We start from the raw sequence: 12021 nt of genomic DNA on the forward strand, positions 1-12021 counted from the left end.
CGAACGTTACTGCTCGGCAGCGGTGAGCTTCAAGCTTTCGACGATCTCGCGCCGCAGCACCTTGCCGGTGGGAGTAGTGGGCAACTCATCACGAAAAACGATGCGATCCGGGGTCCGCGAACCGCGCAGCGTCCTCCGGGCAAACTCACGCAAGTCCTCAACAAGAGGAGCGCTGCCGGGCGCCGGGACCACTACCGCGACGATGATCTGACCCCACTGGGCATCGTCGAGGCCGACGACCACGACCTCATGCACGTCGGGATGCTCAACCAGCACGTCTTCCACCTCGGACGGCGCAATGTTCTCGCCGCCGCGAATAATCGTGTCGTCGGATCGTCCGCCGATGAACAGATAGCCGTCCTCGTCGAGCATCGCGACGTCTTTCGTAGGGAACCAGCCCTCGGCGTCTAGAACCGAGCCGATCCCGGTGTACTTGCCCGATACCTGAGGACCTCGAACGAACAACTCGCCCATCTCGCCGGCGCCCAATACGGCACCGTCGTCACCGCGTATTTGCACCTCTATGCCGGGCACCGGCTTACCCACGGACGCGAGACGCCGAGCGGCGACTTCGTCGGCCGAGCCGTGCGCCGCACGGTGATCCTCGGGTGTCAGGACCGCGATGGTCGAGCTGGTCTCCGTCAGTCCGTAAGCGTTCACGAATCCCACGGAGGGCAACAAGTCGAGCGCCTTCCGAACCAGGGGCAGACCAACTTTCGATCCGCCGTACGCCAGGTTGCGCAGCCTCGGCAACTCGATCCGACCGCCTTCCAAGACTGCGACGATCCGGTCCAGCATTGTGGGCACCACCGTCGCCGTGGTCACCAGCTCGTCGCGAACGAGCCGGACCCATTCGGCCGCATCGAATTTAGTCAGGTACACGATCTTGCGTCCGGCGTACAGGTTCGACAAAGCAGCCCCGACACCCGCGATGTGATAAGGAGGCACACACACGAGAGCGGCATCCTCCCGGTCGGCCGAACCGAAGTCGACTGTGCCAGTGATATAACTGGTGAGATTGTTATGAGACAGCTCAACCGCTTTCGGCCGCGACGTGGTCCCGGACGTGAACAACACGACGGCAACGTCATCGGGGTCGGCGAATTCGGCCACCGGCTCCGCCGCGCGGGCGGACGCGATGAACTCGTCGGATGTCATCACACGCTCAGGGGCGCCGTCCACCACATCGCGGTACTGCTCGTCGGCGATGATGAGCGGCTGGGGAAGGCGCTCAATAAGGGCCCGCAAGCCGATCCCGCTCAATCTGTAGTTCAGGGGTGTGAATGCCACGTTCGCCCGCGCCGACGCGAAGATCAACAGCGGCAGCATCACGCCCCCGGTCCCCACGTAGACCACATGCTGAGCGCCTGATGCCGCGATCACCCCCGCTCCGCCATCGACCAGATCGCTCAGCTCTCCGGCCGTCAGTCGGGTAACGCCGTCGATCACGGCAACCCTGTCTCGATCGTCCGAAACCGTCATCTCCAGCAATAACGAAATGCTCAACGCCCTCAACCCTCACGTGCGACCTGGTCCACTGCCGTTCCGGGCAGAGTCTAGCGCTTTCCGATCAAATTAGGTATATATTTATATCTTAACGTCTAGGCTGATTTGCGCGTGGGAGCGCTGACTTCGTGGTTCTATCGGCGCACACGCCCAGGACGGATACCCATAATCGGAGCCCGGCGACAGAGGCCCGCGTGACGCTGGTTACCCGAATTGGTTTGACGGAAGGATGAAGTGACGATCTTGGCTTCGTCGCCGTGAGCGACCTCGATGGGGTTGCGTTGCCGTCGGATCTGAGCGCGCTGGACCTCCTGCTGCATCGAGGGGAGGCCAACCCGCGCACCCGGTCGGGAGTGCTTTCGGTGGAAATCTTGGAGACAGTACCGGAGTGGGAGCACTTCCGGAATGGCCTGGATCGCGCGTCGCGGCAGGTGCTGCGGATGCGTCAGAAGGTGGTGGTCCCCTCCCTCCCTACGGCGCCGGCGCGTTGGGTCGTCGATCCCGACTTCGACCTGAACTTCCACGTACGGCGCGTTCGGGCTCCCGAACCGGGGACACTTCGCGAAGTGCTTGACTTCGCCGACGTAATCTTGCAGTCGCCGCTCGATATTTCGCGACCGTTGTGGGCCATAACGCTGATCGAAGGCATGGCGGACGGCCGCGCCGCCGTGCTTTCGCACATGAGCCATGCGGTGGCCGACGGTGTGGGTGGCCTCGAGATGTTTTCGCACATGTACGACCTCGAACCGGAGCCGCGGCGACGCTCGGCCCCGGCAGTGCCCATCCCTGAGGATATTTCGGGCAACGACCTCATGCGAGAGGGCATCCGCCGGTTGCCTGGGGTGGTGCTCGGAGGTGCACAGATAGCGCTGACGCGGGTGCTTCGAGCCACCGAACACGTTGCCCGGGAACCCGTGTCGGCGCTCACCGGAGCGATCGACTATGTCCGTTCGGCCGCACGAGTAATGGCTCCGGCAGCTGAGCCCTCACCGCTGTTGCGCCGGCGAAGCCTGTCGACACGCTCTGAGTCGATCGATATCCGGCTTGCGGACATGCATGCAGCCGCCAAGGGTGCCGGCGGATCTATCAATGATGTGTACCTGGCGAGTTTGTGCGGTGCCCTGCGGCGCTACCACGAAGTGCTTGCCATGCCCGTCGAAACGCTGCCGATGGCGGTGCCGGTGAGCTTGCGCGCCGAAGCCGATCCGGCAGGCGGAAACCATTTCGCCGGTGTCACATTGGCGGCACCCGTGGGAGAGTCGGACCCCCTGCTGCGCATCAAGGACATTCGCGAGCAGATGACCGAACGAAAAGAAGAACCTGCACTTGACGTCATGGGCAATCTCGCGCCGGTCCTGAGCATATTGCCGCAACCGCTGATCGAGGCCATGGCCCAGGCGATCGTGCCGTCCGATGTACAGGCCAGCAACGTCCTGGGATATGCCCAAGACACCTACATCGCTGGCTCGAAAATTGTGCGGCAGTACGGGCTTGGTCCTCTGCCCGGCGTCGCGATGATGGTGGTGCTCGTGTCGCGGGCCGGGTTCTGCACGGTCACCGTGCGCTACGACCGCGCTTCGGTCACCGAACCCGACCTGTTTGCGCGATGCCTGCAGGACGGTTTCGATGAGGTGCTCGCCCTCGGTGGAGGGTCGAACCGCTCTCGCCCGGCATCCTTCTCAGCGGCGGCCGTCGGCTCTGATCGCAAGCCGCCAATGAATCGCGGGGACATATGAGTCCGGTCGACGGTGGTGCTCGACTGTCTGGGACGGTGGCCGAAGTGGCCGCCAGCCCTGCTGGCCCCGAGATCGGCGCGTTCTTCGATCTGGACGGCACCCTGGTCGCGGGCTTTACCGGCGTAATGCTCACAGAGGACGCGATCCGGCGCCGTCAGCTCGGGGTCGGTGAGTTCATCGGGATGGTGCAGGCTGCACTGAATCATCAGCTCGGGCGTGTCGAGTTCGAGGAGCTCATCGAGCAGGGCGCGGCGATGATGCGTGGAATGTCGATCACCGATCTCGACGAACTTGGCGAACGGCTCTTCAAACAGAAAGTGGTGTCGCGGATATTCCCCGAGATGCGCGCACTGGTGCGCGCCCATATCGACCGCGGCCATACCGTGGTGCTGAGTTCATCGGCGCTGACAATCCAGGTCGAGCCAGTGGCTCGCTTCCTCGGTATCGATCAGATCTTGAGCAACCGGTTCGAGACCGATGAGAACGGATCGCTCACCGGTCACGTGGTGCGTCCGATCTTATGGGGCGCCGGTAAAGCCCGAGCTGTACAAGCTTTTTCGTCCGGGCACGGGGTGGATCTCGCGCGAAGCTACTTTTACGCCGATGGCGATGAAGACGTCGCATTGATGTACCTGGTCGGCAATCCCCGTCCCACCAATCCGCAAGGCAAGATGGCTGCGGTGGCGGCGAAACGGGGTTGGCCAGTTCATCGGTACAGCAGCCGAAGTGGCGGGGGACCGATGGCGCAGCTCCGGAATCTTGCGGGCATCGGTTCCCTTCTTCCGGTTGCGGCAGGCGCGATAGGCGTCGGCGTGCTCTCGCGCAATCGACGTAGCGGCGTCAATTTCTTGACCGCCAACTGGCCGGCCCTGATGCTGGCCGCAAACGGCGTGCGTACGAACGTCATTGGCAGGAAGAACCTGACGGCCGCGCGTCCGGCGGTGTTCATCTTCAACCATCGCAACAACTTTGACGCATTCATCGCCGGGGCGCTCGTGCGGGACAATTGGACCGGCGTCGGCAAGAAAGAACTCGGATCCAATCCGATCATGTGGAGTATCGGCAAGCTGGTCGACGCCGCGTACATCGACCGCGACGATTCCCGCGCGGCCGTCGAGTCGTTGCACAAGGTCGAAGAACTGGGCCGCAAGGGCTTGTCGATCATCATCGCGCCGGAAGGCACCCGGCTGGATACCACCGAAGTCGGGCCGTTCAAGAAGGGGCCCTTCCGCATCGCGATGGCGGCCAAGATCCCCATCGTGCCGATCGTGATCCGCAACGCGGAAGCGATAGCGGCTCGTGACTCGTCGTCGATGAATCCTGGCACCGTGGATGTTGCAGTGCTCGAACCGATTTCCGTCGACGACTGGACGCTCGACGACTTGCCCGATCGCATTGCCGAGGTTCGGCAGCGGTACCTCGACACGCTGAGCGCATGGCCGAACAGCGACACGGCTCGGACGCCTGCCAACGACGAGCGGAAGGGCCGAGAATGACTATCCCCACCGACGAGATGTTGGCCTTCACCGCCACCGCCGACGCGCTGGTACTGGCGTCGGTGTCGTCGGTTGCCGAACAACACCTCATTGACGATTGGCTGTCGAAGCAACGCCGCGAACGCCCCGAGACGTCTGTCGAATTGCTCCGATTGCCGAGTGGAAACCCCTCGGCCGAGACACTTGATGCGCTGAGCGAGCACCTCGGCGCCGACGACGACAGGTCCGTCGTGCCGGTGCGGGTGTTTTGGGTGCCGGCGGGACTGCCCACCCGATCGAAACTCATCGGGCTGTTATCAGGGCGGGATACCTACCGTCCGCCGGAGCGTCTCCAGCCCCGCATTCTCCGGAAGGATCCCACCCGCGCGAAAGTGGTTGCGGGAGAAGCGGCAAAGGTATCCGAGTTGCGCCAGCAGTGGAGGGACACGACTGTGGGTGGCAGTGCTCGCGACTTCGCCCGGTTTGTGGCCAGGCGCGCGGCTCTCGCGATCGAACGGGTCGAATATCGGTTGCTGGGACCCGAATACAAGTCGCCGCGATTGGTGAAGCCGGAGATGTTGGCGTCAGCCCGGTTCCGCGCTGGCTTGGAACGTATTCCCGGCGCGTCGGTCGAGGCGGCTGGCAGGATTCTCGACGAGCTTGCGACGGGCTGGAGTCGCTTCTCGGTGGATCTGATCCCTACGCTCAGCAGGCTGATCTACAGCCGCGGGTTCGATCCAGACCTCGATTACGACCCCGCTCAGATCGAATCGATGCGAAAGCGGCTGGACCGCCATCCGGCCGTGATGCTGTTCTCACACCGGTCGAACCTCGACAGCGCAGTGCTGACCGTGGCCATGCAGGAGAACCGGCTGCCGCGAGCCAATCTGTTCGGCGGCATCAACATGGCATTCCCCGGGCTTGCCCCGTTGATGCGGCGGTCGGGTGTCATCTACATCCGGCGCACGATCGGCGGGGACCCGCTGTACAAATACGTGCTCAGAGAGTACGTGGGCTACCTCGTCGAAAAACGTTTCAATCTAACCTGGGCCATCGAAGGGACCCGTTCGCGCACCGGCAAGATGTTGCCCCCCAAGTTGGGGTTGATGTCCTACGTCGCCGATGCCTATCTCGACGGCCGCACCGACGACATCCTGCTCCAGCCGGTGTCGATCAGCTTCGACCAGCTCCACGAGATCGCTGAATATGCCGCGTACGCGCGAGGGGGCGAGAAAGCGGCGGAGGGCCTGAGCTGGTTGTACGGGTTCATCAAAGCTCAAGGAGAGCGGGAGTACGGCAAGATCTATGTCCGGTTCCCCGAGGCAGTGTCGATGCGGGAGTATCTCGGAAATCCTCACGGTGACATGGCCAAGGACGCAGCTGCCAAGCGGCTCGCGATGCAGAAGATGGCGTTTGAGGTCGCCTGGCGAATTCTGCGCGTAACCCCTGTCACCGCAACCGGATTGGTATCTGCGCTATTGCTGATGACGAGGGGGGTGGCGTTGACTGCGACCCAGCTCCATCACACGCTGCAGGATGCCCTCGATTATCTTGAGCGCAAGCAAGCACCGATGTCGACGACGGCGATACGACTGCGCACGCTGGAAGGCGTTCGCTCGGCAGCGGATGCGCTGTCCAACGGACATCCCGTCACCCGCATCGACAGTGGCCGGGAGACGGTCTGGCGGATCGCCCCCGAGCATCAACATGCCGCGGCGTTCTACCGGAACTCGGTGATCCACGCGTTCTTGGAGACGTCGATCGTGCAGTTGGCCCTGGCGCACGCAGCGCATGCCGAAACCGACCCGCTCGGGGCATTCTGGGACCAGGCGATGCGGCTACGTGACCTGCTGAAGTTCGACTTCTACTTCGCCGATTCGGCGGCATTCCGCGACCACTTGATTGAGGATATGGCCGAGCATCCCGATTGGGAGGCCCAGGTTGCGGCTGGCGGTGAGCACATCCATGGCCTGTTGATATCAAAGAGGCCGTTGGTAGCCCAGGCCATGCTGCGACCCTTCTTTGAGTCCTACGAGATCATCGCCGACGTACTGCGTCACTCTCCGACCAACGTCGAGGCAAAAGAGCTGATCTCCCGCGCGATGGGCCTGGGCAAACAGTATGTCGCCCAGAATCGGGTTCGCACAAGCGAACCTGTGTCCACGCTCTTGTTCAACACCGCACTGCAGGTGATGGCCGATCAGCGTCTGCTGGAACCGGCAACCGATTTGGCCGAACGGCGGAGGTCGTTTCATGCGGAGTTGCGCAACATCGTGCGCGACATCGACACAGTCGAAGGAATGGCGCACCAACAGTTCTGGGCACGCGAGGCCGAGGCGCTGGGCGCCGGCACGGCTCCGAAGTCGGATTAGGCGCTCATCGTGGCGATTCGAGAATCCCGCGAAGTGGTGGTCGACTCGGAGCCGGAATCGATCTTGGCAGTTCTTGCCGATGTCGCGGCGTTGCCTACGTGGTCGGCGATCCACGAAAGAGTTGAGGTGATCAATCGCTACGAAGACGGCCGGCCCCGCCACGCCGAGATCACCATCAAGAATCACGGCATCAGGGACCGCCACGTCGTGGAATATCACTGGGGCAGTGACTGGATGGTCTGGGATGCAACTCGAACGAATCGCCAGAAGGCGCAGCACGGCGAGTATCACTTGACTCGTGAAGGAGGCCGGACGCGGGTTCGTTTCGATCTCGTTTTCGAGCCGGTAGGAGTGCTTCCTCCCGTGCTCTTCAAGCGAGGCGCTCAGGCCGTGATCAACAGTGCCACCGAGGGATTACGTAACCGGCTCGCACAATTGAAGGAAAACACCTGACGCGTCGCTCGTCCGCACAGCACGTCAGTCGCGTCTCAAAACCAAAACCAAGGTGTGCGAGACCCCAATCGGCGCCAGGTGGTAGAGATAGCGTGACGCAACTGCTTCAGAATCGGTATCTGTCCGCCCTCCCACTCAACTCGACAATGACGACGAAAAGAGTGCGCATGACTAGCCGCGATACTCGGAGCGCACCGATAACGACGTGTTTCGGCGGCGGTGCCGCATTCGGCATCGCCTACGGGTTGGGTGTCGCATGCGGGCTGCAGGACATCGGGCTGCCGATCATCAGCGGCAATTTGATGGGAACGTCGGCGGGCTCCTGGGTGGCCGCCGCGACGGCGACCGGCGTATCGCTCGACCGGATGGTTCCGATATGGAAGACCCCTGAACCAGATGGCAAGCGCCGCAGGTGTATCACCGCGGCTGGGCAACTGTGGCACGGACTCCACGACGATCGTGTCATCGGCGTCACCGCCGTATTGCCATTCTTCCGTCGCCGGCTCCTCCTGGCTTCGGAGCACACCATTGCCGATGTCGTCGCGGCGTCCTCGTCGTTACCTGGCTTCGCCGCGGCTCATCGAATCGACGAGGGGCGCTACATCGACGGGGGCGTCCTTTCGCCCGCATCGATCGACCGTGCCCCCAAGGCCGATCTCCTGATCGCAGTCGTTCCGCTGGCAGGCGTTCCTGGCCCCGTCGGCATGGCCGCCGACGCGGTGAGCAGAATCGAACTCACCAGCTGGGGGCTGCGTCATCGGCGCCGGTCGCTCTACATCCGGCCCGATCGCCGTTTTCGACGGCACCTCCGATGGATCGGTGACCTGATGCTGACTGTGCGCCTTTCCGAGGTGTACGAAGCGGCCCGCGAACAAGGCGAGGAGTGCGGGCAAAGATGGCAGGCCAACGCGGTAACCTGCTGGGCGGCCTAACGTCGGCTTGCCTCGAAACATTCTGCGCTGCAGGGTGATTACGTTTCCACAGCCCCGATCAATGCTCTCGGCCAACGATAAGGCCATGGGGCAAAGTTGGCCTCTTCTGCGCGTGGCCGCTGACCAGTTCGGCGCCGGTCCGCGGAATGCAGCTATGACACGCGCAGAATCAGCTATATAGTTAGAGGCTTAGCGGAATCTACATCACCGCACCTCCTGCCGAAGGTAGGAACGACAGCGACGCCTGCCGGAAGGAACGCAATGAGCAACACGCCCGAGATCGCGATCATCGGCGTCGGACTTCATCCATTCGGGCGGTACGAAGACCGGTCGGCCCTGGAGATGGGCGCGGTGGCGATCAGCAGGGCTCTGCGCGATGCAGGCGTGCCCTGGTCGGACGTCGGCAGTCTGTACGCGGGCAGCCTCGAGGTGGCCAATCCGGAGGCCGTGACCGGGCTCGCAGGCATGACCGGGATTCCGGCCCGGGCCACGTTGAGCGGCTGCGCCACCGGCAACTCGCTCCTCACTCTGGCCGCCCGCGACGTGCAACTCGGCGAGGCCGACATCGCGGTCGGCGTCGGGCTGGACAAACACCCACGCGGCGCGTTCGGAGCAGACCCGTCGGTCTCTGGACTGCCACAGTGGTACGGCGACCAGGGCATGTTCCTGACCACTCACTACTTCGGCACCAAGATCATGCGGTACATGCACGATCACGGCATCACCGAGAAGACGCTGGCCGGCGTCGCGGCGAAGAACTTCGACAACGGCGCACTGGCGCCGCACGCGTGGCGCCGCAAGCCGATGAGCATCGATGCGATTCTGGGCTCGCCCGTGGTGAATGCGCCACTGCGCCAGTACATGTACTGCAACCCGAACGAGGGTGCCGCCGCCGTGGTGGTCTGCCGTGCCGACAAGGCCAAGCAGTACACCGACACCCCCATCTACCTGCGCTCGACTGCGCTGCGCAGCCGCCGCGAAGGTGCTTACGAGTTGTTGCGAACCTCGATCGAGCTGCCCATCGTGCCGGGCACCACAACCGAGGCGGCCCAATCCGCCTACGAGCTGGCCGGCATCGGGCCCGATGACATCGACGTCGCGCAACTGCAGGACACCGACTCCGGCTCCGAGATCATCCACATGGCCGAAACGGGCCTGTGTAAAGACGGCGAGCAGGAAGCACTTCTCGCCGACGGCGCCACCAAGATCGGCGGCCGGCTGCCTATCAACACCGACGGCGGCCTGCTCGCCAATGGTGAACCAGTCGGCGCATCGGGTCTGCGACAGGTCTACGAGCTGGTGCAGCAGCTACGCGGCACCGCCGGTGACCGTCAGGTCCCCAATGATCCGCGGGTCGGGCTCGCTCAGCTGTACGGGGCGCCCGGGACCGCAGCCGTCGCCATCTTGTCCAAGTAGCCAACCGAAGGGAGTCCGCGTAATGACCAATACTCATGCCGAAGCCCAGCGCCGTGCCGAGGTGGACCTGGACCATCACTCGCCCGATTTTGGTGACGACCCGTACAGCCGCTTTCGTCAGATGCAGGAATCAGGTTGCCCGGTAGCGCATTCGAATCACTATGAGGGCTTTTGGGCGCTGGCCGACTACGCGTCGGTGTTCGAGGCCGCCCGCGACGACGAACTCTTCAATTCAGCCCCCTCAGTAGGCGTCCCGGCCAGTGGCATGCCCTTCCCGATACTGCCGATCGAGTCCGATCCGCCGCAAACCCAGGAGTTGCGCGAGGCGACTCTTCGGCAGTTTTCGCCAGGTTCCGCCGAGAGGGCTCGACCGCTGGCTACCGAAATCGCCGACGAGCTCATCGATCAGTTCATCGAACGCGGTGCATGCGACCTTGTCGCGGATCTGACGACCCCCCTCCCCGCACGGCTGATCTTGCGGCTCCTCGAATGGGACGAGTCTCGGTATCGGGACTGGGTGAAATGGGTGCACACCCTTGTCCATGAACGAGCGCACGAAGAGAAGGCCGGGATGGCCGGAATGGAATTGTTCGGCGAGGTCACCAAACAGCTGCAGGAGCGCCGGGCGAAAGGTTTGGGCGACGACCTCTTCAGCGACATTCTGCGCGGCACGCTGGACGGCAAGCCGCTCGATGACACCCAGATCACCATGTATGGGTTCCTGATGATGCTGGCCGGGATGGACACCGCCTCGGGATTCACTGCAAATGTGTTGCTGCGTTTGAGCGAAGACACCGAATTGCGCGCACAGCTGATCGCGGATCCAGGTCTGATCAAGCAGGGCACCGACGAGCTGCTGCGCCTGTACACGCCCACTCTTGGCCTGGCCCGGACCGTCTCACGCGATGCCGAATTCCACGGCCAGTCGTTGTGCAAGGGCGACAGAGCGATTCTGATGTGGGCGGCTGCCAATCGCGACCCGGCCATGTTCGAAGACCCAGACAAGCTGGATCTCGCGCGCCCGAATGCCAAGAAGCAGATGGCATTCGGCGTCGGCATCCACCGGTGCCTGGGCTCGCACCACGCAAAGATGATGTTCCAGGTGATGATAGGTAAGGTCCTCGAACGCCTGCCCCACTTTGAACTCGCCGGTGAGCCCGAGCGATTCGCGGATGCGGGCGAGGTCTACGCCGTCAACAAGTTGCCGGTGAAGTTCACCCCCGGCCGACACACGGGCTGATGCGTCCAGTGACAGCTGGGACCATCGCCGAACTATTGGACTCGAGTGCCGCTGGCAGGCCGGATCGTCCACTCCTGCGCGACATCACGGGTTCGACGTGGAGCGTGGCCGAGGTTGCGGGTCTGACGTCGGCCGCCACGGGATGGCTCTGGGAAGTCGGGGTCCGACCGGGAATGACCGTCGCCTGGCAGCTGCCCTCACACGTCAATGCGGCGCTGGTCATGCTGGCGTTGGCCCGAATGCCCGTCGTACAAGCCCCGGTGATCCACCTCTATCGGCGCCGCGAGCTGTGCGCGGCAGTCGCGGCCGCCCGTGCCGACATCCTGCTGGTCGACGATTCGACCGCCGGGAATGCAGCACCCGGGATGCGGACGGTCACGGTGCCCGAAGACCTCATCGCACAGCTCGAGAACTCAACGGCCGCAGCGCGTCCCGAATTGCACCCACCGTTACCAACCGAACCGCGGTGGATGTACTTCACCTCCGGCACAACTGGCCGGCCAAAGGGCGTGCACCACACCGATGCAACGTTGCTCAGCGCCTCGCGCGGATACATCGCCCACCTCGGGGTGGGCAGCCGTCCCCGGGAAGTCGGCACCATCGCCTTCCCAATCGGACACGTCGGAGGCATGGTCTATCTGGCAACCGCGCTGCTCGGCGACTTCCCGGTGCTGCTGGTCCCGAAGGTCTCGGCCGACGACCTTCCCCGGCTGCTCGCCGAGCACCAAGTGACGGTGACGGGCGCCAGCACCGCTTTCTACCAGATGTTGCTGGCGGCCCAGATGGCCGCGCCGACAACGGAATTGCTGATGCCCTCGCTGCGGATGCTCATCGGCGGAGGTGCCGCGTGCCCGCCCGAGGTGCACCGACAGGTACGGGAACACCTGCGAG

Annotated in this window: 9 protein-coding genes; 8 read left to right on the forward strand and 1 reads right to left on the reverse strand. The window is 63.6% G+C overall.

Features of this window, described 5'->3' with window-relative positions; genetic code table 11:
• Nucleotides 1-6: 6 nt before the first annotated feature.
• The gene (locus tag QOH60_RS08020) at nucleotides 7-1506 is read right to left on the reverse strand and encodes a class I adenylate-forming enzyme family protein (RefSeq protein ID WP_526418887.1); all 1500 of its coding nucleotides are present in this window, start codon (nucleotides 1504-1506) and stop codon (nucleotides 7-9) included.
• A 257-nt stretch (nucleotides 1507-1763) separates the two neighbouring features.
• Here QOH60_RS08020 and QOH60_RS08025 point away from each other — a divergent pair, with 257 nt between their 5' ends.
• From QOH60_RS08025 to QOH60_RS08060, 8 genes are all read left to right on the forward strand, one after another.
• Nucleotides 1764-3242 (forward strand): wax ester/triacylglycerol synthase family O-acyltransferase, encoded by a 1479-nt coding sequence (locus QOH60_RS08025; protein WP_526418889.1) that lies wholly within the window; start codon nucleotides 1764-1766, stop codon nucleotides 3240-3242.
• Nucleotides 3239-4738: an HAD-IB family hydrolase/lysophospholipid acyltransferase family protein gene (locus tag QOH60_RS08030; RefSeq protein ID WP_526418891.1), complete on the forward strand. Its 1500-nt coding sequence runs from the start codon at nucleotides 3239-3241 to the stop codon at nucleotides 4736-4738. The genes QOH60_RS08025 and QOH60_RS08030 overlap by 4 nt, the downstream gene beginning before the upstream one ends.
• Entirely contained in the window at nucleotides 4735-7089 is a 2355-nt protein-coding gene (locus QOH60_RS08035; RefSeq protein WP_526418894.1) for a glycerol-3-phosphate 1-O-acyltransferase, read from the forward strand. The genes QOH60_RS08030 and QOH60_RS08035 overlap by 4 nt, the downstream gene beginning before the upstream one ends.
• 9 nt (nucleotides 7090-7098) lie before the next feature.
• A complete protein-coding gene (locus QOH60_RS08040; RefSeq protein WP_526418896.1) occupies nucleotides 7099-7542 on the forward strand; it encodes an SRPBCC family protein in 444 nt (147 codons plus the stop codon).
• 167 nt (nucleotides 7543-7709) lie between these two features.
• Nucleotides 7710-8474, forward strand: coding sequence for a patatin-like phospholipase family protein (locus tag QOH60_RS08045; RefSeq protein ID WP_526418898.1), 765 nt, complete (start codon nucleotides 7710-7712; stop codon nucleotides 8472-8474).
• Between the two features lie 261 nt (nucleotides 8475-8735).
• A complete protein-coding gene (locus QOH60_RS08050; protein WP_526418900.1) occupies nucleotides 8736-9890 on the forward strand; it encodes a thiolase family protein in 1155 nt (384 codons plus the stop codon).
• Between the two features lie 22 nt (nucleotides 9891-9912).
• Nucleotides 9913-11130, forward strand: coding sequence for a cytochrome P450 (locus QOH60_RS08055; RefSeq protein WP_526418902.1), 1218 nt, complete (start codon nucleotides 9913-9915; stop codon nucleotides 11128-11130).
• An 8-nt stretch (nucleotides 11131-11138) separates the two neighbouring features.
• Nucleotides 11139-12021 (forward strand): AMP-binding protein (locus tag QOH60_RS08060; protein ID WP_526418905.1); only part of this gene is annotated, 883 nt, incomplete at its 3' end.

Origin of the sequence: Mycobacterium sp. (genome assembly GCF_032159765.1) — a bacterium.
Taxonomy (GTDB): domain Bacteria; phylum Actinomycetota; class Actinomycetes; order Mycobacteriales; family Mycobacteriaceae; genus Mycobacterium.

What these genes read in the sequence shown, in the direction of transcription:
- QOH60_RS08030 (WP_526418891.1), top strand. Translation starts at nt 3,239, where the DNA reads ATGAGTCCGGTCGACGGTGGTGCTCGACTGTCTGGGACGGTGGCCGAA.
- QOH60_RS08055 (WP_526418902.1), top strand. Translation starts at nt 9,913, where the DNA reads ATGACCAATACTCATGCCGAAGCCCAGCGCCGTGCCGAGGTGGACCTG.
- QOH60_RS08035 (WP_526418894.1), top strand. Translation starts at nt 4,735, where the DNA reads ATGACTATCCCCACCGACGAGATGTTGGCCTTCACCGCCACCGCCGAC.
- QOH60_RS08045 (WP_526418898.1), top strand. Translation starts at nt 7,710, where the DNA reads ATGACTAGCCGCGATACTCGGAGCGCACCGATAACGACGTGTTTCGGC.
- QOH60_RS08050 (WP_526418900.1), top strand. Translation starts at nt 8,736, where the DNA reads ATGAGCAACACGCCCGAGATCGCGATCATCGGCGTCGGACTTCATCCA.